The sequence below is a fragment of the Streptomyces sp. NPDC058239 genome, from assembly GCF_042882185.1.
GTDB lineage: Bacteria > Actinomycetota > Actinomycetes > Streptomycetales > Streptomycetaceae > Streptomyces.
Genome location: NZ_JBHVWS010000011.1, coordinates 25,485 through 48,244, shown reverse-complemented (window position 1 = coordinate 48,244; position 22,760 = coordinate 25,485). Strand labels below are relative to the sequence as shown.

Annotated in this window: 11 protein-coding genes; 6 read left to right on the top strand and 5 right to left on the bottom strand. The window is 74.5% G+C overall.

What is annotated here, in order from left to right; all coding sequences use genetic code 11:
* Positions 1 to 152 precede the first annotated feature (152 nt).
* From ACFVYE_RS15265 to ACFVYE_RS15255, 3 genes are all read left to right on the top strand, one after another.
* Positions 153 to 746, top strand: a complete 594-nt coding sequence (locus ACFVYE_RS15265; protein ID WP_383959310.1) for an isochorismatase family protein — start codon at positions 153 to 155, stop codon at positions 744 to 746.
* Positions 747 to 1,245: 499 nt separating this feature from the next.
* On the top strand, positions 1,246 to 1,587 hold the full coding sequence (locus ACFVYE_RS15260) for a metalloregulator ArsR/SmtB family transcription factor (RefSeq protein WP_383959312.1): 342 nt from the start codon (positions 1,246 to 1,248) through the stop codon (positions 1,585 to 1,587).
* The gene (locus ACFVYE_RS15255) at positions 1,584 to 2,309 is read left to right on the top strand and encodes a DUF2071 domain-containing protein (protein WP_383959314.1); all 726 of its coding nucleotides are present in this window, start codon (positions 1,584 to 1,586) and stop codon (positions 2,307 to 2,309) included. The genes ACFVYE_RS15260 and ACFVYE_RS15255 overlap by 4 nt, the downstream gene beginning before the upstream one ends.
* 134 nt (positions 2,310 to 2,443) lie before the next feature.
* On the opposite strand, the gene ACFVYE_RS15250 is transcribed toward ACFVYE_RS15255, so the two are convergent.
* From ACFVYE_RS15250 to ACFVYE_RS15235, 4 genes are read right to left on the bottom strand one after another with little or no spacing between them, the layout of a single operon-like run.
* A complete protein-coding gene (locus tag ACFVYE_RS15250; protein ID WP_383959316.1) occupies positions 2,444 to 3,802 on the bottom strand; it encodes a DUF6002 family protein in 1,359 nt (452 codons plus the stop codon).
* Positions 3,799 to 5,577: a beta-ketoacyl synthase N-terminal-like domain-containing protein gene (locus ACFVYE_RS15245; protein WP_389605834.1), complete on the bottom strand. Its 1,779-nt coding sequence runs from the start codon at positions 5,575 to 5,577 to the stop codon at positions 3,799 to 3,801. Before ACFVYE_RS15245 ends, ACFVYE_RS15250 begins: the two co-directional genes overlap by 4 nt.
* Entirely contained in the window at positions 5,574 to 7,523 is a 1,950-nt protein-coding gene (locus ACFVYE_RS15240) for an amino acid adenylation domain-containing protein (RefSeq protein WP_389605832.1), read from the bottom strand. The genes ACFVYE_RS15245 and ACFVYE_RS15240 overlap by 4 nt, the downstream gene beginning before the upstream one ends.
* Positions 7,520 to 8,743 carry a hypothetical protein gene (locus ACFVYE_RS15235; protein ID WP_389605830.1) on the bottom strand — a complete coding sequence of 408 codons (1,224 nt, stop codon included), beginning with the start codon at positions 8,741 to 8,743 and terminating at the stop codon, positions 7,520 to 7,522. The genes ACFVYE_RS15240 and ACFVYE_RS15235 overlap by 4 nt, the downstream gene beginning before the upstream one ends.
* Before the next feature lie 157 nt (positions 8,744 to 8,900).
* On the opposite strand from ACFVYE_RS15235, the gene ACFVYE_RS15230 reads away from it, so the two are divergent.
* Genes ACFVYE_RS15230 through ACFVYE_RS15220 form a run of 3 tightly spaced genes read left to right on the top strand, consistent with a single transcriptional unit; the run spans position 8,901 to position 20,419 of the window.
* Positions 8,901 to 11,276, top strand: a complete 2,376-nt coding sequence (locus ACFVYE_RS15230) for a lantibiotic dehydratase (protein ID WP_389605828.1) — start codon at positions 8,901 to 8,903, stop codon at positions 11,274 to 11,276.
* Positions 11,269 to 14,799 (top strand): amino acid adenylation domain-containing protein, encoded by a 3,531-nt coding sequence (locus tag ACFVYE_RS15225; protein WP_389605826.1) that lies wholly within the window; start codon positions 11,269 to 11,271, stop codon positions 14,797 to 14,799. Before ACFVYE_RS15230 ends, ACFVYE_RS15225 begins: the two co-directional genes overlap by 8 nt.
* 37 nt (positions 14,800 to 14,836) lie before the next feature.
* Positions 14,837 to 20,419, top strand: a complete 5,583-nt coding sequence (locus ACFVYE_RS15220; RefSeq protein WP_389605824.1) for an SDR family NAD(P)-dependent oxidoreductase — start codon at positions 14,837 to 14,839, stop codon at positions 20,417 to 20,419.
* 18 nt (positions 20,420 to 20,437) lie between these two features.
* On the opposite strand, the gene ACFVYE_RS15215 is transcribed toward ACFVYE_RS15220, so the two are convergent.
* Positions 20,438 to 22,756, bottom strand: a complete 2,319-nt coding sequence (locus tag ACFVYE_RS15215) for a lantibiotic dehydratase (protein ID WP_383973824.1) — start codon at positions 22,754 to 22,756, stop codon at positions 20,438 to 20,440.
* Between the last annotated feature and the right edge of the window lie 4 nt (positions 22,757 to 22,760).

Sequence of the window (22,760 nt, the reverse complement as noted above, 5' to 3'; positions counted from 1 at the left end):
GTGTGCGGACACCGTCGTCTCCTGTACCCCGGCCGCGCAGCGCAAGGTCCCGTCCCGGGGTGCCCGGCGCCATCGGGTGCCCGCGGCTCGTGCCGGATCAGGTTTCCGAAGCGGTTCTTTCCTGTGTTCCACAATTCTGAAAGGTGTTCGTGATGAGCCGAGGGCTGATCGTGGTGGATGTACAGAACGACTTCTGCGAAGGAGGTAGCGTTCCCGTCGCGGGAGGCGCGAGGGTCGCCTCGGCGATCGCCGATCTGGTCGACCGGAGCGCAGGCCGTGACTACCAGTACGTTGTGGCCACCCGGGATCATCACATCGACCCGGGCAGCCATTTCTCCGAGAACCCGGACTTCCAGGACAGCTTCCCCGTCCATTGTGTGGCAGGGAACGAGGGCAGTGAATTCCATCCCCACTTCGCACCCGTCGTCACGGACGGCAAGGTGCACGCCGTTTTCTTCAAGGGCGCCCACTCTGCCTCCAAGAGTGGCTTCGAAGGTGCGGACGCGGAGGGAACCTCCCTCGCGGACTGGCTGCGTGCCCGTGGGGTCGAGGACGTCGATGTGGTGGGCATCGCCACAGATCACTGCGTACGTGCGACCGCGCTGGATGCCGTCGCGGCAGGATTTCGCGCACGGGTACGTCTCGACTACTCGGTCGGCGTCGCCCCGCACACAACAGCTGCCGCGCTGAACGACTTCCGCCAGGCAGGAATTGCACTATCCGGTGAGGTGCCGGCTCCGGAATAGTCCTGGCACCGGTTCGAGAGCGCCGCACCGCTCTGATTGCTGCCGCCTTCGCCGAGCAGTACCTCGGCGCAGCCGAGCGCTATTGAACTGTCGGCCTGGCCGCGGCGTGACATGCGTTGCGTCGCGAGGCGGAGGGTTGGTTCACCTTTGTACCGGGCGGCGCCGGGACGGCGAACCTGGAGGTCGCCGACCGCTGGTACCTGCCGCACGACTGGGTCCGCCAGGCCGGGCGGAGCCCCCAAGCCGTGATCGGCTTCGCCGGTTCCTCCGACGTGACCTCGACGCCCTCACCGCCGGGCTCACCCCTTCCTGGAGCTCAGGCGTCGTCGAAGGCCATGTGGACAGGGTCTGCGCCATCGCGCGCCTCAGTGTTCCGGTTGGCGAGTGGGCACGAGAGCAGGCGAGTTGAGCGCAGTGACTGGCGAACGACCGCCGACTTCGCCGATGGAGACTGCTGGATCCGTTGTTAGATACTTAGCCAAGATGCTAAATATTGAGCGTGACAGAAACCCAGGACGAGGCAGGAGCCTTTCGTGCACTCGCCGATCCGACGAGGCGCCAGATCCTTGAGGACCTCAGAGGAGGCGAGCTCGCGGCAGGCGAGATCGCGAGCAGGTTCGCGATCAGCGCGCCATCCATCTCACGTCATCTCGGCGTGCTCAAGGGAGCCGGACTGGTCACCGAGCGCCGGGACGGCAACCGGATCCTCTACACACTGGCCGATGATCGCCTGGCGACCTGCATCGGTCGGTTCCTCAGCGCCGTCTGCCCCGAGCAGATCGTGCTGCGCCACACCAAATGGCGCCCCGGGGCGCAGAGCGAGGAATCAGAGGAATCATGAGGCAACCACGCCTGTGCAGCATCGTTGAGCGACGGCTTCTGGTGAACTACCGGGTCACCCCGGACGCAGCGGCCCGTCTGCTCCCTGAGCCGCTGCGCCCGCAACTGGTGCACGGCTACGCGGTCGCGGGCATCTGCCTGCTGCGACTGGGCAGTGTCAGGCCGGCCTGGGCCCCCAAGGCGTTTGGGCTGCGGAGCGAGAACGCGGCGCATCGGATCGCCGTCGAATGGGACGGGCCGGACGGCGTCGAGACCGGCGTCTACATCCCGCGTCGCGACTCCGCCTCGCGGCTCAATGTGTGGGCTGGAGGCCGCGTCTTCCCCGGCGAACACGGCCGCGCCGATTTCGAGGTGCACGAGACATCCGACCTGGTGCGTGCCGCCTTCGCAACGCGGGATGGCGACGCCCGGGTCGATGTCGCCGTCGAGCTGTCCGACGAACTGCGAGGCAGCGAACTCTTCGCCGATCTCGCCGAGGCTTCCCGTTTCTTCCAACGTGGAACCAAGGGCTTCTCGGCCACAAGGTCGGGCCGTCACCTGGACGGCATGGAACTGCACACCGATGCCTGGCACGTGGAAGCCGGCCGGGTTCGCTCCGCCGCGTCGTCCTTCTTCGACGACCCAGGCCGCTTCCCGTCGGGGAGCGCGACACTGGACTGCGCTCTGGTCATGCGGAACGTCCCCGCCAGTTGGCGGCCGCTCCCGACCATGGCCTCCAACTGAAGCGTTCACGCTGCTCGGTCCGGACATCGCCGTCCGCGCGGTCCGTCCCAGGCCGGGCACACCGCATCGACGAGCCGCCGGGCTTCGCCTCAGCCGGGCGCCCGCCCGACGGTCCGGTCCGAACCACCTGACGTTCACAGCAGCGCGGCCGCGATGTCCTCGACCGTCGACACCGGCACGAGCGCCGACTCCGCCGGTGTCCGCACGTCGTCGTCGGTGTACCAGCCGGAACCGTGGACCACCACGTCGCGGCCCGCCTCGACCAGCCCGCGGTCGACGGCGTTGCACACGCCGGTCAGCGCCATGACCAGCGACCACTCGCGGAGCGCCCGCGGATCGCCCGGCAGCGGCCGCGGATGGTCCGCGACCAGTTCCCGCAGCGCCGGGTAGCGTTCGAGGCACTCGCGGCGCGAGACCACGATGCCATCGCCGCCGTGCCGGGCGATGACGGCGTTCATCGCCGGTGAGGTGGCCGGGCGGTGGGTGTAGAAGGTCGGGTCGAGGATCTCGTCCACCTCGTCGGTGACGCCCGGGAAGTGCGGGTCGGCCCGCTGCCGCCACAGTCCGTCGCCGCCGCGCTCGTAGCCCGGCAGTCCGGCCCGGTCGAAGCTGCCCCGGCGCAGGCTGAGCACCATGTCCGGGGTCCCCAGGTGCTGGACGAGCAGGCTCGCCGGGCGGCTCGCCGCACCAGCCGCGCCGGCGGCCTCCAGCACGTCCCGGCCGGCGTGGTAGCCGAGCAGTCCGAACGCGCTCGACACGGCGTGTGCGTGCAGCCGCGGCCCGGCGGCGTCGGTCGGATCCGCGTCCTGCTCGAAAAAGGCCCGTGCGGTGTCGGCCACGAGGTAGTTGCGCAGGTCCAGCGAGAACCACAGGTTCACGCCGTGGCGCCGTTTGAGGTCCGCCGCGTACGCGTCGGTGAACTGCCGGGCCAGTGCCTTGACGTCCTCGGCGCGCTCGCCGTCGTACACCATCAACGGGTTGCGGGCCCGTAGTTCCGCGTCGTCGGTCAGGCTTCCGGCCCGCAGCTTGGACCGGCCGGAGGCCGGGGCCAGCGTGGCGATCCGAAGCTGGTCGGGTGTGGCCAGCCCGGTGGCCAGTGCCCGCGCGACGGCGTCGCGGAGCGCGGTCCCCTTGTTCGCCGACGTGGGCGTGAAGATCATGACCGGTTCGCCCGTACGGCGGATGTACTCCACGGCGCGGGCGACGATCAGCAGGGAGGGGAAGGTCTTGGTGGTGTGCGTGCCGGGGTTGCAGGCCAGGTCCAGCAGGACCAGCCGGTGGCTGCCGTACTTGCCCAGTTCCCGCCACTGCGCCCGGGCCGGCTCGAAGAAGCCGCTGATGGCGGCGTCCGGTTCCGGCAGCGCGAAGCCGGGGGAGAAAGCGCCGGGTTCGGTGACCGGCGCCGGGTCGTCCACCAGGGCCGCGACGGCCTGCGGCAACCGTTCGTAGTAGTCGAGGATCAGGTTGCGCTCGGCGACGAGTGCGGTGGTCATGCGGGTCCTCCCCGGTCTGCTGCCCGATGGGCCGGCGGATCGATCCAGTGCCGCCGACGCCGGAACGGGTAGGCGGGCAACGTGCAGACCCGTCCCGGGCGGTCCTTGAGGTAACTCGTCCAGTCGGTGTCCTCGCCGCGCAGCCAGGAGTCGGCGGCCGCGTGCAGCTCCGGTCCGGCCTCGCCTGACAGCGGTGGCCCGGCCTGCGGTCCCGCCGCGGCCTGCCGCAGCGCTGCGGCCGCCTCGGCGGGCTCGCGGGCGGCGATCGCCGCCCGGTACGGCAGGACCCGGCGGCCCGCGGCCAGGGTGTAGGCGACATCGGCCAGGCGCAGGCCGGGGCCGGCGGTCTCCAGATGCCCGGCCAGCCGCCGGCAGGCTTCGGAGAGCGCCGCCGGGGAATGCGCGGAGAGCGGCAGCAGCTGCCAGCCGGCCGCCGGTGCCGGTGCCGGAGCGGGCGGTGTGGCCTGTTCCAGCACCACGTGTGCGTTACTGCCACCCAGCCCGAACGAGCTCACCCCGGCCAGCCGACTGCCGCCGTGCGGCCAGGGCCGCAGCGTCCGCGGCACGGTGAACGGCCCGGTCTCGAACCCGAGTTCCGGGTGGGGCTCGCGGAAGTGCACATGGGCGGGGACGCTGCCCTCGCCGACGGCGCGGACGGCGGCCACCAGTCCGGCGATGCCCGACGCCGCGTCCAGGTTGCCGATGTTGGCCTTGGCGGTGCCGAGCGCGCAGGACCCGGCGGGTGACGCGCCGGCCGCCCGCCAGACCTGGTGCAGGGCGGCGAGCTCGATGGCGTCGCCGAGGACCGTGGCGCTGCCGTGCGCCTCCAGATAGCCGAGCTCGTGCGGGCTCACCTCGGCGCGGGCGAGTGCCTCGGCGACCACTGCGGCCTGCCCGTCCGCCCCCGGCGCCGCGAAACCGGCACGGTGGGCGCCGTCGTTGTTCACCGCCCAGCCGCGCAGCACGGCGTGCACGCGGTCGCGGTCCGGGTCGACATCGGCGTAGCGCTTGAGGACCACCGCGGCGGCACCGGTGCCGTACCCGGTGCCGGCGGCCGCCGCGTCGAAGGCCCGGCACCGCCCGTCCGGTGAGACCAGCCCCTCGGGCGTGTGCCGGTGGCGCGGCAGCGAGACGCTCGCACCGCCGGCGACGGCGAGGTCGCAGCCGTAGTCGAGGAGGCTCTGCGCGGCGACGCAGACGGCCGTGAGCGAGCTGGAGCACGCGGTCTGGACGGCCATCGCCGGCCCGCGCAGGCCGAGCCGGTACGCCACCTGCGCGGGCAGGTAGTCGGCGCCGGGCCGGGTGGCGAGCTGCGCCTCCCAGTCGTCCGGGCCGCCGCCCGAGGCTACGGGGTTGCCGAGCAGGTGGAAGAGGAAGTACCGGTTGGTGGAGACGCCGGTGAAGACCCCGATATCGCCGTCGTGCCGCCGCGGATCGCAGCCGGCGTCCTCCAGCGCCTCCCAGGCCGACTCGAGGAACAACCGGTGCTGCGGGTCGAGCAGCGCGGCGTCACGGGCGTCGAAGCCGAACAGTTCCGCGTCGAACCCGGCGATGCCGTCGAGCACCCCGCCGGGCAGCACCCCGCCGGACCGCACCAGCGCCGGGTCGTCCAGCAGTCCCGGGCCGATGCCGAGTTGCCGCAGCTCCGCCTCGGTGTAGTCGTGGACGGCGTCTATGCCGTCGCGCAGCAGCCGCCAGAGTTCCGGCACGCTGTCCGCGCCGGGGAACCGGCCGGCGAGGCCGACGACGGCGACGCGGTCGTCGTACTCGCTCACCGCCGCCCCTTCCCTTCGCGGCGGGCCCGTCGCTCGGCCCGTTCGGTGACCCGGCGCAGGCCGGGCGCAGCGGTGGGAGCGGCGTCGCCGTCGAGGTGGCGGGCCAGTGCGGCGACGGTCGGATGCCGGTACATGTCCAGCAGCGGCACCGGTATACCGAGGCTGTCCCGCAGCAACCGCTGCACATCGGCCAGCAGGAGCGAATTGCCGCCCAGGTCGAAGAAGTTGGCGTCGGTGACGACAGCCGGTGCCTTGAGGGCCGTGCACCACGCCCTGGCTATCACCTCTTCGGTGACGGTACGCGGCTCCGGGCCCTCTCCCACGGGCAGGGGCGCCCGCGGAGCGGGCAGTGCCCGGGTGTCCACCTTCCCGGTGCTGGTCAGCGGCAGAGCGTCGAGGACGGTCAGCAGGCGCGGCACCAGATGCTCCGGCACCTGGGCCGACAGCCGGCGGCGCAGCTCCGCGGGATCGAGCCGGGTGCCCGCGACGGGCTGCACATGACCCAGCAGTTCCGTGCGGCCGGTGTCGTCGGGCCGGGCGACCGCCACCGCCCGCAGCACGCCGGGCAGTGCCGCGAGGTGGTACTCGACCTCGCCGAGTTCGACGCGGATGCCGCGGATCTTCACCTGGCGGTCCAGCCTGCCCAGATACGCCAGCCTGCCGTCCGGCAGCCGGCGCCCCAGATCGCCGGTGCGGTAGCTCGACATGCCGCCTCCGGTGCCGCCGTCGCGGCCGAACCGGTCGGCGGTCAGCTCAGGCGCCTGCCAGTAGCCCGGTGCGACGTACGGGCTGTGGATGACGATCTCCCCCTCGACGGCCGACGGGTCGCCCCCGGGGCCGAGGAGCGAGACGGCGTACCCGGCCAGTGGGTAGCCGATGGGCAGGACGTCGTGCTCCAGCGCGGCGTCCGGCGGCAGGTGGTCCTGAACGGCGAAGCTGGCCTCGGTGGCCCCGTATCCGTTGACGAACACGCAGTCCGGCGCGAAGTGCGCGCGGCAGCGCAACGCGTCGTGCCGGGTCACGGTTTCGCCCCCGAGCACCACCGCGCGGACCGTGTCCAGGCGCCGCCCCCCGAACGCGTCGACCAGGTAGCGGTACACCGTCGGCGTGGAGTGGAAGACCGTCGCCCCCCGGTCGGCCAGGGCCTGTGCGAGGTGGGCCGGGCCGTGCCGCCGCACGTCCACGACGACGGCGGCCGCCCCGGCGAGCAGTGCCGCGAAGGTGTCGGTCACCGCCATGTCGAAACTGAAGGAGGACACCACGCTCAGCCGGTCCGCAGCCGTGATGCGGAAGTTCTCGATGTGGTTGGCGACTCCGTGCAGCACGTTGCGGTGCGTCTGCGGCACGCCCTTCGGCCGGCCCGTGGAACCGGAGGTGCAGAGCAGATAGGCCAGGTCGTCGGGACGGGCCGGCTGCTCGTCGGGGCGGACGTCCGGCCCGCCGGAACCGGCCGGTCCCGACGGCGGCACCACGCGCAGCGGTTCGGCCCGCAGCCGGTCCACCGGGCCGGCCCCGTCGGCGATCACGATGTCGATGCCGGCGAGCGCGACGAGCTGCGCCAGGCGCGGTACGGGCTGGGCCGGGTCCAGCGGTACGTAGCAGCCGCCGGCGAACAGGACGCCCAGAATCGCGGCCACGGTCTCCGGCGAGTGGTCCAGCAGGATGCCGACACGATCACCGTGCCGGATGCCGGCGGCCCGGAGTGCGGCCGCCGTCCGGTTCGCCGCGTCCGCCAGCATGCGGTACGTCCACGGCTCGCCCTCGCCGAGCACCGCCACGGCGTCGGGCCGCCGGGCGGCCTGTGCCGAGAATGCGGCCGGGATCGTCCCATGGCCGGCGAGCGGCCGGTACCCGGGCTGCCGCCGGTGCCGGTCGGCGAAGGGTACGGGCGGTGCCCCGTCCGGTTCCGGAGGGAACCGCCGGTCGTGCGGAGTCGTTGCGGTCACCTGGCCCCACCGTTCCCTTTCGGTACGGCGGACGGCCCCGCCGGTGTGCGGCGCAGACGCTCGCGCAGCGCGAGCAGTCGGCGGCAGACGTCCGGGGTCCGCTCGGCCGGGAACTCCCCCGGCTCCCAGCCCGGTTCAGCCTCCGCCAGCGCCGCCGCCGCGGCCGGGGCGAACCTCACCCGCCCGCCCTCGACGACGATCCCGTCGGCCTGCGACCACCGCTGGTTGGCGGCCACCGCCTCAGCCCGGCTCAGTCCGGCCGGCAGACGCAGGGTGACGCGGCCGCCGCTGATCCTCACCGGGTAGCCGCCGGGCAGCCCGGCCACGCCCGGCAGGCTGGTGTCCAGCTCCGAGCCGCTGGCCAGCGCGTCGATCAGCATCGCCCCCGCCTGTCCGGTCACTTGGTTGAGGGCCGACCGGTCGCAGGCACGCTGACCGGCCAGCGCCGCGGTGACCCCGTCCAACGGCTCGTCGTCCAGCCAGCCGAGGGCCTCGCCCGCCGGCCCCGGCGGGTTCAGGTGCACATGGTGGCCGACCACCCGCAGCCGGCGCTGGTCGGGCAGGCCGAGCCGGGCCTGCAGACTCGCGGCCAGCAGCGCGACGTTGCCGATGCCGCACAGCACCGGCACCCGCAGCGCGGCCAGCACCGGGTTGACCGCGTCCGGAAAACAGGCGTTGACGAACCAGGAGCCGCATTCGGCCGCCGCCCGGCCGGCCACCACGGCGAGATCCGCCTGCAACGGGAGGGTCAGACCAAAGCCACCGCGCCCGAGGAGGGCGGTCCAGGCGGAGGGCGCCCCGCGGCGCTCCCACGGCGACTGGTGGGAAGCGCACAGCAGCACACCGTCCGGCGCCTCCTGACGGATCACCTCGGGCAGCGCGGCCCCCATGTCCGGCCCGGTCGTCCGCGGCCGGAAGCGCACGGCGCGACCAGCCAGCGCGGCACGCGTGCCGGCCAGTCCGCACAGTTGGCCGACGCTCTCCCCGCGGGCTGCCACGACCACCTGCAGCGGCGGGCCGGCCGCTGTCGCCAAGGCGGCGCAGACGGAGGCGGCCAGAGAACCGCCGCCGATCACCACGACCGTGGGCACCGCCGTCATCGCACCGGGGCCCGTCCGTGCGGTCTCGCGGTCGCGAAAGTGATCTTCGGTATCGGCACCGCTGGATAGTAACGCCTCACCGGCCGCGCCGGAGGCCTCCTCGGCAAGGTATTCGAACACTTCCCAAGCACCGACGGCGTGGTTAGCATGCCCACTCAGTGTGAGATCAACTAAGCCCTGTCCGACCGGTGTTCCTGGCGGCGGTTTGGTGCCGGCGGCGAACCACCGGACACCTGTGGGCGTTTTCCGGGGGGAGCTTGGGTTGAGGGTGTCGCCGATGTCCGCGCCGGCCGTGTACGGCACCGGCCAGGAGCCTGTCGGGCTGGCCGACCTGCCCGGGACCCGCTGGCAGGTTTGGCGCGACGCCGTCCTGCGCTCCACCGGGTTCCCCGCGGAGGGCCTGCGCGTGTTCGCCTCGGCCGCCGCCGCCTCGGCCGCCGAGGCCCGTCTCGCCGGAGACATCGACGAGGCCGGCTACCACGCAGCCTTCGGGGAGGCCGCCGCGGTCATCGGCGCCCGGCTGTACGAGATAGCGGGCGACCCGCTCTTCCGCGAGGCGATCACCTGGCAGAACCCCGGTGTGCTGGCGTCCCTGGACGGGCTGCGCGCGGCCGGCCCCGACGCCCCGCCGGACCGCAAGACCCGCCGCCGGCAGGCGGTGGTGGCCCGCTACTGGCAGCGCTACTGCGCCAAGAACGACACCATCGGCTTCTTCGGCCCGGTGTGCTGGGTCCGGCTGACCGACGACGACACTGTGGTGACGGCTCGTCCGGGACCGGGCCTGGTGACCGGGCGGCAGGTGTACTTCGAGTGGTGGGCCCTGGCGGCGTTCGCGGACCGGCTGGCCTGCGATCCGCGCTTCCGGCCGCATCTTCCCGTGGCACTCCAGCCCCAACTCGCCGTACGCGGAGGGGTGTTGCACCGTCCCGTGGCCCCGCCCGTGGAGCTCACCCCCGCCGAGGCGGCACTGCTGGGCCTGCTGACCGGGCCGCGCCCGGCCGCCGGGCTGGTGGCCGAGCTCGTCGCGGACAGCGGCAACCCCGTCCGCCGCAGCGCTGACGGGTTCATGCTGCTGGAGCGCCTCACCGAGCGCGGCGTGCTGCGCTGGGGCATCGACCTGCCGCTGAACCTCACCGCCGAACCGACCCTGCACGCGGCCATCGACGCGATCGGCGATCCGGCCGCCCGCGAGGCCGCCCGCGAGGAGTTCGGCCGGCTGGACGCCGCCCGCTCCGTGGTGGCCGCCGCGGCCGGCGACCCGGCCGCCCTGCACGCCGCGACGGTCCGGCTGGACGAGGTGTTCACCGAGCTGACCGGGCTCGACAGCCGGCGCAGGGCGGGGCAGACGTACGCCGGACGCACGCTGTGCCACGAGGACTCCGTGCGCGACCTGGAGCTGTCGTTCGGCCGGCCGCTGCTCGAGGAGCTGGCGCCCGCACTCGACGTGCTGCTCACGGCCGCGCGCTGGCTCAGCCACACCCTGGCGTCGGCGTACCGGCAGGCGCTGCGGGAGGTCTACGCCGACCTGTGCGCCGACCTCGGCACCCGGGAAGTGCCTCTGGGCGATCTGCGCTATCTAGCCCACGGCTTGTTCTTCGGCGCCGGCCGACGGCCGGTCGACGACGTCGTGGCCGCCTTCGCCGACCGGTGGGCCGAGCTGACGGGCGGGACGGAACCGGCACCGGGCACCCGCCGGGTGCGGCTGCGCTCAGCGGAGCTGTCCGCCCGGGCCGCCGAGCTGTTCGCCGCGCCGGGGCCCGGCTGGTCCACCGCCCGTATCCACAGCCCGGACCTGCAGATCGCCGCGCCCAGTCTGGAGAAGCTGGCCGCCGGCGACTACACGGTGGTGCTCGGCGAGCTGCATGCGGCGTATCTGACGCTGTGCACCGGCGTGTTCAGCCGGGCCCACCCCCGGCCGGGCGCCCTGCGGTCCGCAATCGACCGGGATCTCGGGAGGGACCGGGTGCAGCTGCTGCTGCCGGAGGACTTCCCCCGGATGACCGCCCGGGTCGCAGACCTGCTGTGGTCGCCGGACAACTGGCAGCTCGGCTTCGTACCGGCGCCCGGCGCCGAGCACTCCCGGCTGCTCCCGGTCACCGCGCTGACGGTGACCGAGCGGGACGACGACCTGGTGGCGCAGCACACCGACGGGCAGGAGTGGCCGCTGCTGGAGCTGTTCGCCGACTTCCTGTCCATGCACACGGCGGACGCGTTCAAGCTGGTCGCGGCCGGCCCGCACACCCCCCGGGTGACGATCGACCGGCTCGTCGTGGAGCGCGAGACCTGGCGCAGCACGGTCGGGGCGACCGGCCTGGCCACGGCCAAGGGCTATGCCGAGCGGTATCTCGCGGCCCGGCGCTGGGCATCGGAACTCGGTCTGCCGGACCGGGTGTTCATCCGTCTCGGCACCGAACTCAAGCCCACATACGCGGATCTGACCAGCCCGCCGCTGGTGTACTCGCTCGCGTCCATGGTGCGCCGCGCCTGTCTGGACGGCGGGCCCGACGTCGAGGTGGTGGTCACGGAGGTGCTGCCGCTCCCCGAGGACACCTGGGTGCCGGATGCCGCCGGCCGCACCTATTACTCGGAGCTGCGCGTGCAGGTCCGCGATCCGCTCGTGCCGCCGCACGCCGCGGGGAGCGCCGATGACTGAGGCCGTGCCCGAGCGCTGGGGCAGGGGAGAGTTGCTCGCGGCGGCCGAACCGACCGTGCCGCAGGCCGTCGTGGCGGCGGCGCGGCGGCACCCCGGCGCAATCGCTGTGCGGCAGGGCCGCCGTGCGATGACCTACGCCGAACTGGTCGCCTCGGCCGGCGGACTCGCCCGGACGCTGTGTGACCTCGGCGTCGGCCCCGAGGCCACGGTCGGTGTGTGCGGCCGGCGCCGGCCGCACACGATCGCGGCGATGCTGGGCGTCATGCTCGCGGGCGGTGCCTATGTGCCGCTGGACCCTACGCACCCCCGCGACCGGCTGCTGGCCGTTCTCGACGACGCCGGTGCGGAGCTCGCGGTCGTCGACGCCGAGGGCCGCGCACTGCTCGCAGACGCGGCGCCGGACCGGCTGTTCGTGACCGCACCGGCCGGCGGCCCGGCCTCCCCGGACCACCCGTCCCTGGGCCACCCGGTCCTGGAGGCCCTGTCCCCGGACAACCCGGCGTACGTGATGTACACCTCCGGCTCGACCGGCGCCCCGAAGGGCGTGGTCGTCACCCATCGCAGCGTGACGGCGTTCCTGACGGCCTCCGCACACCGATTCGGGATCGGTACGGACACGATCGCCCTGGCCACCGCGTCGTTCGGCTTCGACGTGAGCGTCCTGGAGGTCTTCACCACGCTGGCCGCCGGCGGCACCGTCGCCCTGGTGCCGGAGGCCGACCGCCGTTCACCGGAGCGGCTCGGCCGCTTCGCCGCCGCCCACCACGTCACCTGGGCCACCCCGCCGGTGTCGATGCTGCCGCTGCTGGACCCGGCCGATTTCGCCGCGCTGCGGGTGCTCGTGGCCACCGCCGAACCGGTGGCGCCCGATCAGGTGCGGCGCTGGGCGGGCACCGCCGAGGCGCCGAGGCTGCGCTTCGTCAACGCCTACGGCCCGACGGAGACCACAGTCGAGGCCACCGCCCACGACGCCGTCGGCGACTGGACCCGGCCGGTGCCGATGGGCCGCCCGCTGCCGAACCTGCGCGTGTACGTGGTGGACGCGGCGCTGCGCCCGGTGCCCGTCGGCACGGCGGGCGAGCTGTTGGTCGGGGGCACCGGGCCGGCCCGGGGATACCTCGGACGGCCGGGCCTGACCGCGCAGTGGTTCGTCGCCGACCCCTTCTCCGGGTCGGGCGGGCGGCTCTACCGCACCGGCGACCTGGCGGCCTGGGAACCGGACGGAGCCCTGCGCTACCTCGGCCGTGCCGACCGGCAGCTCAAGGTTCGCGGTCACCGCGTCGAGCCGGGGGAGGTGGAGGCCGCTCTGGCCGGCCACCCAGAGGTACGTCAGGCGGTCGTCGACCTGGTCCCGACCGCGGCGGGACCCCTGCTGACGGCGTTCCTGACACCCGCGCGGGCACCGTCGGACGCGGCCCTGCGCGAGCACTGCGCCCGGCTGCTGCCGGCGGCCATGGTGCCCGCGCGTTTCGTCCGGCTCGACGCGCTGCCGCGCAACGCGTCCGGCAAGACCGACCGGGCGGCGCTGCACGAGCTGGCGTCACCGGCCACCGCGGAACCCGGCGACGGCTGGCAGCCGGACAGCGAGGAGGCGGCCGTGGTCGCCCGGGCCTGGGCCGACGTGCTGGGCGTGCCGGTGCGCTCCGGCGACGACACCTTCTTCGACGCCGGCGGCCACTCCCTCGGCGCGATGAGGCTGGTCGCCCGGCTGCGGGCCGACCTGGACCGGGACGTACGGATCGAGGACGTCCTGCGCGGCCGTACGGTCGACGGCCTCGCCGCCGCCCTGGCCGCTGCCGCGCCGGCCGGCCCTGAGCTGACGCGCGGCAACCCGCCGGCGCTGTCGGCTGCGCAACGGCGGCTGTGGTTCCTCGACCAGCTCACGGCTCAGAGCGGCGCCTACAACATCGCGCTGGCGCAGCGGCTGCACGGCCCGCTGGACCCGGCGGCGCTCCGGTCCGCCCTGGCCGAGGTCGCCCGGCGGCACGAGGTGCTGCGCTGGCGGATACCGACCGTCGACGGCGCGCCGGCCGTGGTGATCGACCCACCCGGCGACATCCCCCTGCCGGCCACCGATCTGACGACACTGCCGCCGGCGGAGCGGGCCGACGCCCTGGCCGCACAGCTCACGCAGGCCGCCGGGTCCCGCTTCGACCTGGCCGCCGACCGGCTCTGGCGGGCCCGCCTGCTCCGGGTCGGCGAGGACGAGCACGTGCTGGCCGTCACCGCCCACCACGCCGTCTTCGACGGCTGGTCTCAGGGACTGTTCCTGCACGACCTGGGCACGGCGTACGCGCGCCGCGCGGCGCCGCTGCCACCCGCGGCGGCCTCGTTCGCCGACTACGTGGCCTGGCGGGCGGACCGGGCGAACCGCCGCGCCGACACCGACCTGCGCTGGTGGCTGGAGCACCTCGACGGCGTGCCGCCCGTGCTGGAACTGCCCGGCGACCACCCCCGATCGGCCGAGCAGACCTTCCGGGGCGGACGCGTGGAGACGCTCCTCGGGGCGGGGACCACCGCGGCGGTGCACGCGCTGGCCCGTGACTGCGGGGCGACGCCGTCGGCGGTGCTGCTGGCCGTGCTCGGCCAGCTCGCCGGACGGCTCGCCGGGCGCGACGACCTGGTCATCGGCACACCCGCGGTGGACCGCAGGCACCCCGCGTTCCTGGATCTCGTGGGCTTCTTCATCGAGGTGGTGCCGCTGCGGCTGCGTCCGGCCGCCGCCCGGAGCTTCCGGGCACAGGTGCGGGACACCCGGGACGAGCTGCTCGACGCCCTGGCCCATCCCGAGGCACCCGTCGAGCGCCTGGTGGAGGCGCTGCGGCTGCCCCGCGACGCGTCCCGCCAGCCGCTGGTCCAGGTGCTGTTCAACGCCTACAACTTCCCGCAGCCGCAGCTCGAACTGCCCGGACTGGACGTCACGGCGGAGCCCGTACCCGTGCCCGGGGCCCCGTTCGACCTGACCGTGTACGCCGCCGAGGCCGACGGACGCTACCGGATCGAACTCGTCCACAACACCGATCGCTTCACGACCGCCCGCGCGGAGCGGCTCCTCGCCGCCTACGTACACCTGCTGGATGGTTTCCTCGACGCGCCGGACCGCCCGGCCGGGGAGATCGGCCTCGACCCGTACGCCGATCTGTTCGAGGGCACGACCGCCGGGCCCGCGCCGGCCGTGCCGCCGGCCCTCCCGGCGCTCCCCGTCCCCGGCGGCGGCGCCGAGGCGGCCGTCCTGGCCGTCTGGCGGCAGGTCCTGGAGCGCGACGACATCAAGGCCACCGACAACTTCTTCGATGTCGGTGGAACGTCACTGCTGCTCGTCACTGTGCGGCAGCGACTCGAGGACGTGCTCGGCCGGCACCTGAGGGTCGTGGACCTGTTCCACCACCCGAACGTCCGCGCGCTCGCCGCCCATCTCGACGGTGCCGCACCGGCAGCCGGTGCGGACCGCGGCACCGACCGAGGCCGGGCACGCCGCCGCCGCGCACCGGCCCGCGCCGCCCGGTGGCGCGGGCCGAACTGAACAGCACCGCCCGGCTTCCGGACTCGGAGAGGCAAAAATGACTACCCCGCAGGACACCCCCGGCGGCGATGACGACGTCGAACCGATCGCGATCGTGGGAATGGCGTGCCGCCTGCCCGGCGCGGCCGACGTCGACGCCCTGTGGCGCAACCTGGTCGACGGTGTGGTGTCGACCCGCACCGTGCCGCGCACCGAGCTGCTCGCCGCGGGAGTATCCCCCGCAGTGGTCGACGACCCGTCGTACGTGCCGGTGGTGTCCGCCCTGGACCACCCCGAGTCGTTCGACCACGGCTACTTCGGCATGACCCGCCGTGAGGCGGAACTGGCCGATCCGCAGATCCGGCTCTTCCTCGAACTGGCGAACACCGCGCTGCAGCACGGCGGTTACGACGCGACGCGCTTCGACGGGGACATCGGCGTCTACGGCGGGGTCGGGCCCACCCGGTACTACTGGCGGCACCTCGGCGCCAACCGCGCCGTGACCGACGCCCTGGACGGCTCGATGGCCCTGTCCAACGCCAACCTGGCCGACTACGTCACGACCACCACCTCGTACCACCTCGACCTGCGCGGGCCGAGCGTCAGCGTGCACACGGCCTGCTCCACCTCGCTGGTCGCCGTGCACACTGCCTGCGAGTCGCTGCGCGGCGGCGAATGCGATCTGGCCCTGGCCGGCGGCGCGTCCATCGAGCTGCCGCTCAACCACGGCTACCTGCACACCGAGGGCGGGGTGGAGTCCGCCGACGGCCGCTGCCGCCCGTTCGACGCCGACGCGACAGGCACCGTGTGGGCCTCCGGAGGCGCCATGGTGCTGCTCAAGCGGCTGTCCGACGCCCTGGCCGACGGCGATCACGTGCACGCGGTGATCCGCGGCAGCGCGGTCAACAATGACGGCGCCGCCAAGGTGGGCTTCACCGCGCCCAGCGTGGAAGGACAGGCCGCCGTGGTGTCGACGGCCCTGTCCGTGGCCGGGGTCGACCCCCGGACGGTGAGCTACGTCGAGGCCCACGGCACAGCCACCCGCCTCGGCGACCCGATCGAGGTGAGGGCGCTGTCGCAGGCGTACGGCCGGCGGACCGGCGACCGGGGCTGGTGCGGCCTGAGTTCGCTCAAGTCCAACATGGGCCACCTGAGCCAGGCCGCCGGGGCCGCGGGACTGATCAAGGCGGCGCTGGCCCTGCGCCACCAAATAATCCCGCCCAGCGTCGGCTACGAATCTCCCAACCCCGCCATCGACCTCCGCACCGGCCCGTTCTACGTCAACGCCACGCTGGCCAAATGGGACACCGACGGCACGCCGCGCCGGGCCGGGGTCAGCTCGTTCGGTATCGGCGGCACCAACGCGCACGTCATCCTCGAGGAGGCGCCGAGCCCGGCGGGCACCCCGTCGGAGCGGTCCGCGCACCTGCTGCAACTGTCCGCGCGCACCCCCGAGGCCCTGGCCACCGCTGTGGACGATCTCGCCGCGCACCTGGCCGACCGGCCCGAACTGGCCGTCGCCGACGTGGCGCACACGCTGCGGGTCGGCCGGCGCGAGCACCGGCACCGTACGGCGGTCGTCGCCGCCGACAGCGCGGCGGCGGTGGCGGCGCTCAGGGCGGGCAAGCGCCGGCCGGCCGGCGAGGCCGCGCCGGAACGCCCCCGGCTGGCCTGGCTCTTCTCCGGCCAGGGCGCCCAGTACGCCGGCATGGGTGCGGCGCTCTACCGCACCGAGCCCGTCTTCCGCGACACCGTCGACACCTGCGCCGAACTTTTCGCCCCGGAGCTGGGCCTGGACCTGAGGCAGTTGCTGTTCGCCGACGGCAGCGGCCCGGACACCGAGGCCGCACAGGCCGAACGGGAGGCCGCCGACCAGCGGTTGCGCCGCACCGTGTACACCCAGTCGGCGCTGTTCACGGTGGAGTACGCGCTGGCCGTGCTCTGGCGCTCGTGGGGCCACTCTCCCGACGCGATGGTCGGCCATTCCATCGGCGAGTACGTCGCCGCCACCCTCGCCGGGGTGTTCGAACTCCCCGACGCGCTGCGCCTGGTCGCGCTGCGCGGGCGGCTGATGGACACCCTGCCGCCCGGCGCGATGCTCGCCGTGCAGCGGGCGGCCGAGCAGGTGGCGCCGCGGCTGCCCGCCGGGCTGTCGGTGGCCACCGTGAACGGGCCGGGCGTGTGCGTGGTGGCCGGTCCGGCCGACGCGGTCGCGGAATTCGCCGCGGAGCTGGACGCCGAGGGCGTCCGCAGCCGCGAGCTGCGCACCTCGCACGCCTTCCACTCCGCGATGACGGACCCGATCCTCGCCGAGTTCACCGCTGCCGTGGCCGCGGTGCCCCGGCAGGCCCCGCGGTTGCCCTTCCTGTCCAACGTCACCGGCACGTGGTTCACCGCGGAGGATGCCGCGGACCCGGCGTACTGGGCGCGGCACCTGCGCGGCACCGTCCGTTTCGGGGACTGCGTCGGCACCCTGCTGGCCGACGGCGAGTGGGCGTTCGTGGAGTGCGGTCCGGGCCGGCAGCTCGCCGGGCTGGTGCGGATGCAGACCGGCCGCGACGCGCTGGTGCTGCCCAGCCTGCCCGGACCGACCGAGTCCGCCGACGACCCGACCGTCTGTTACACCGCCGCCGGCACGCTGTGGACCCGCGGATTCCCGCTGGACTCGGAGGCGTTCGGGCAGCGGGCGGCCCGGGTGCCGCTGCCGGCCTACCCGTACGAAAGGGTCCGCTGCTGGATCGAGCCGGATCCGCCGGAGACCGCGGCCGCGAAGACCGAGGACACCACCGGTGCGGGTGCCGACGACGGGATCCCGGCCGATCCGGCCGAGTGGTTCCAGGTACCGGTGTGGCGGCAACTGGCCCCCACCCCCGCGGCCCGGCCGGACCCCGCCTGTGTGCTCTTCGACACCGAGGACGGCACGGACGGCCTGTCCGCCGCGCTGACCCGGGCCGGGACGGCGGTGACCCGGGTGCGCCCCGGCAGCGGCTACGCCCGCGACGGCGCCGGCGGCCACACCGTGCGCCCCGCCGAGCCGGACGACTACCTCGCCCTGGTGCGGGCCCTGCTGGCCGACGGGGTCCTCACCGAGGGCGTACGGGTCGTACACGCCTGGTCGCCGGCCCCCGGGACCGGCGAGGGCCGCGTCGAGGCCGCCTGGTCGGCCCAGGAGCACGGCTACCTCAGCCTCGTCTGCCTTGCCCGGGCCCTGGCCGCCGAGGCCGCCGACCTCCCCGTGCACCTCGATGTGGTCACCGCCGGGGTGCACGACGTCGTCGGGGGCGACGCGCGGCGCCCCGAGCACGCGACCGTGGCCGGGGCCGTGCTCGCCGTCAACCGGGAGCTGCCCGCCGTCACCGCCCGCCATCTCGATCTCGACGCCGGGCAGGCCGGTACCGGCCGGGCCGCGGACCGGCTGGTCGCCGCGCTGTGGCGCGACCCCGGCCACGACCGGGACCGGCCGCTGGCGCTGCGTGGCGGCCGGCTCTGGGTACGCGGCTTCGACCGGGTGCCGCTGCCGGACGGCGGGGCCGGCCCGTGGCGTACCGGCGGCGTCTATCTGATCACCGGCGGCTACGACGGCCTCGGACTGGCGGTGGCGGAGGACCTGGCCCGCCGCTTCCGGGCACGGCTGGTCCTGCTCGGCCGCTCCGGACTGCCGTCGCGGGACCGGTGGTCCGCGCTGCGCGGCACCTCCGGCCGCGCCGGCACCGCGGTCACTGCCGTGGAGCGGATGGAGGCCGCGGGCGGGGAGGTGCTGCCGGTGGCCGCCGACGTGTGCGATCCGGCCGGCCTGCGGCGGGTCCGCGAAGAGCTCCTGGCACGGTTCGGGCGGCTGGACGGCATCATTCACTCGGCGGGCCTGCCGGGCGACGGCATGCTCGAGGTCAAGAATCTCGACGCCGCTCGCGCGGTGCTCGCCCCGAAGGTGGCCGGAACACTGGCCCTGCAGACCGCGTTCGGGGACCTTCCCCTGGACACGGTGGTCCTGTTCTCCTCGGTGTCCTCGGTGGTCGGCGGCATCGGCGACACGGACTACACCGGCGCCAACGCCTTCCTGGACGCCTACGCCGCCTCGGCGCACGGCTGGTCGGCCCCGGTGTTGTCGCTGGGCTGGGGCGCCTGGGCCCGGATCGGGATGGCCGCCCGCTCCACCGCACGCGATCACCCGGGCCGGACGGCCGCCTCCGGCGGCGCGGCGGCACCCGGCCGGACCGGCGCCGTGCCGATCGCCCACCCGGTGCTGACCGAGCTGGTGCCGGCCTCCGGCGGCGCCCCCGCGTACTGCCGCGGCACCGTCTCGGCCGAACAGCACTGGCTGCTCGACGAGCACCGCATCGGCGGGGTGCCCGTGGTGCCCGGCACCGGCCAGCTCGAACTCGTCCGCGCGGCGGTGACGGCCTGGCGGCCCGCGCCGGACGGGGAGAGTGAACTGGAGCTGTCCGACATCGTGTTCACCGAGCCGATCACCGCAGCCGACGGCACGCGGACGGAGGTCCGCGTCGCACTGCGGCCGGACGCCGACGGGGTGGAGTTCACCGTGTCCAGCGTGCGCGACGACACCGTGCGCACCCACACCCGCGGCCACGCCGCGTGGGTCCGGCCGGACGGTACCGCGCGGCTCGACCTCGCGGCGGTCCGCCGGCGGTGCGCCGAGTCGGCGGCGGAGGCCGAGCGCTTCGACGAGCAGCTCGACGGCAACCCGGTCCTGACGTTCGGGCCGCGCTGGCGCTGCCTTCGCGAGGCGTGGATCGGCACCGACGAGGAACTCGTCCGCCTGGTCCCGGCCGAGGCGGACGGCGCCGACTGGCCGCTGCATCCCGCACTGCTGGACGTGGCGACCATGCCGGTCGGGCCGGGCGGCGGCGGTACCCGGCTGCCGATCGGCTACGGCCGCGTGCGCATCCACGCCCCGCTCGACTCCGCGGTGTGGGTGCACCGGTGGCGCGACGGCGCGCACGACGACACCGCCGCGGTCGTCTCCTGGGACTTCGCCGTCACCGATGACGGCGGACGCCCGCTCGTCACGGTCGCCGACTTCATGCTGCGCGCCGTCGAACCGGACGCGATACGCGCGGCGGTCGCCACGACGCCGGAACCCGCGGCGTCGGACGCCGAGCCCGCGGACCCCTGGGCGATCATGCCCGCCGACGGTCTGGAAGCGCTCCACCGGGTGGTGGCCGCGGCGCCGGCGGCACACGTGCTGATCACCCCGGGGCAGTACGACGCCATGCTGCGCGGCAGCGCCGAGCGGGCCGAGCGGGCCCTGGCCGTGCTGCGCGGCGAGACCTGCGAACCGGTCGTCGCCGGACCGTCCGGCCCGGGCATGGCCGGCGACGACGAGCTGGCGGCCACCGTCGGCCGGGTCTGGTCGGCGGTCCTCGGCGAGGAGGACATCGCCGAGGACGACGACTTCTTCGCGCTGGGCGGGAATTCGCTCGTGGCCGTGCAACTGGTCGCGCAGATCCGCAAGGCCACCGGGGTACGGCTGCCGATGCGGACGCTGTTCGACGCCCCCACGGTCGCGGGCATGGCCACGCGCATCGCCGAACTGCGGGCGGCACAGCCGGAGCCGACGACCGCGCGCTCCGCTCCGGAGGCCACGACGATTCCGGTCCTCCCGCGCCCGCGCCCGAGCTGAGCGGGGGCGGCCCGGTGGTCAGGGCCGGCCGGGCGGCTCCGGATCGATGATCTGGAGCCGCAGCTCGGAGGAGTACCGCCGGCCCTGCCCATCGGCCAGCCAGGCGTGCTCGGCCGTGGGCAGCGCCTCGGTGACGATCACCTCCACGTCGTCGCCGCCCTTGGCCCGGGCCCCGCGCAGCATGGTGCAGAGCAGGCGCACGTACACCGGGCTGGTGAAGTCGACGAACTGCGGCTTGATGTCGGTGGCGACCCGGACGTAGACCTGCTCGGGCATGTCCGCGGCCCGCCGCCAGCGGCGGGCCGCCACGTACCGCTGCTGCTCGCCGGTGACGTCGGCCAGCCCGCCGGCGCCGACCGTGGACCGCCAGGTGCGGCGGACGAGCACGAGGTCGTCCACCGTGATCCGCGGCGTGTGGCCGTCGGCGCCGGCCAGCTTCCAGGTGTCGAACGCCTGCAGGCCCAGCATGTTCGCGAAGACCTCGAGGATCGGCCACCGCCGGCCGTCCTCCGCCCGGGCGACGAGCCCGTCCGGTACCTCCGCGACGGTCAGGGCCGTGACCGGTACGAGCCGGTCGGGGTCTGCCCCCGGGGCCGGGACGAAGCCCAGTTCCACATCGTCCGGCCCGTGCATCCAGTACGCGTTGCGGGAGCAGTGCCGCGGCCAGTCGTGCGGCAGCAGCAGACGGACCCGGCTGTCCGGCAGGTCTGCGGCCAGGGCCTCGCGCAGCACCTGCGGTTCGGGGTGCCCGAGTGCGAAGAACTGCGTGTCGAACGCGGCGGAGGCGATGTGCAGTTCGCCGAGGACGAGGGTGTAGTCGCCGCGGGCCAGCGCCTCGGCGTCGGTGGCGCACAGGTGCACGTCCGGGCTGTGCACCCGTGCCTCGGACCAGCCCGGCCGGTCGGCGGGGAACGCCTCGGCGACACGGGCGCCGAGCTCCTCGGCGGTGAACCGCAGCTCGGCGGTGCCGTGGCGGACGTCCTCCAGGCCGAGCACCGCCGTCCACCGGCCCAGGAAGTCGGCGACCACCGGGTCCGCGGGCCGCTCGTCGCCGAAGACCAGCGCCTGGGCCATGAACCACAGCTCCCGCAGCGGCACCTCCGCATCGCCGGCGTCGGCGGCCAGCTCGCGGTACAGCTCGGTGAGCGCCGCCGTGTACGCCGCCGCGATCCGGGCCGACAGCCAGCGCGCCGACTGCAGCAGCGGCGCCAGGCCGGCCAGCCGGGCCAGCACGTCCCCGCCGACGGTGACGTCCAGGTCGCGGACGCTGTCCAGGTGGCACAGCGTGCGGCCGGCGTACGTCTCGCCGGGCCGCCGCCGGGCGTCTTGGCCGGTGATACCGGTGAAGGTGTCCTCCAACGCGGCCATGGCCCGGGCGAGTTCGTCCGGTCCGTCGGCGGACGCCACCGCGTCGCGGGCGTCGCACAGCCGGTCCATCGTCCCCAGCGCCCACGCCCGGGCCCCGGCGTCGCCGATGCCGTCCAGCAGCTCGCGCAGCAGCCGCTCGGCGCCGAGGTCCATCGGCAGGTCGAAACCGAGCCGCAGGACCCCGGCGGCGGTGAGCTCGTCGAGCTGGGCGTACACGTCGGCCGGGCGGCGGAACGTGCCGGCCGCGGTCAGCCCGGCCGCGAGCTCGCCCGCCCGCCGGCGCCCGTCGCAGCGGGCCACCAGCTCGGCGGCGCCGGCCGGCAGGTCCTGCGCGGGCCGGTTCGGCCACACCAGCCGGCGGCCGTCGAGACGCAGGTGCGGCTGCCTGGCCACGGGCAGCCAGGGACGCAGCCGTTCGTCGGTCGCGATGTGCGCCGCCAGCGCGTCGAGCGCCCACCACTCGAAGTGCACCGCGGTGTCCCGGACGAGCGCCGGCCCGTGCCGGACCTCCAGTCGCGGACCGCCGTTGTCCACCGTCGACCAGCACATCGGACCGAAGAAGCCGATCGTGTCGTTCTTGGTGCAGTACCGCTGCCAGTACTTGGCGACGATCTCCTCCCGGCGGCGGCGGCGTTCGTTCCGCCGCGCCGCAGGCCCGTCGCGCAGCACCCCGGCCACGGAGCTGAGCGCTCCGGGGTTCTGCCAGGTGACCGCCTGGCGGAACAGCGGATCGGCGCACACGTCGTGGACGGCCCGGCCCAGTTCGGTCATCGCGGCCGCGAACGCGGCGTCGACCTGGGCGGCTTCACCGGCACCTTCCAGGTGCCGGTCCACGGCCCGGGCCAGCTCCGGCGCGCAGAACGCGGCAACGCCGTCGGCGGGGAACCCGGCGGAGCGCACCAGGGTGTGCCGCCACACGCTCCACGAGGTGCCGGGCAGGGGGACGAGATGGTCGGACAAGGTGGTCACCGGC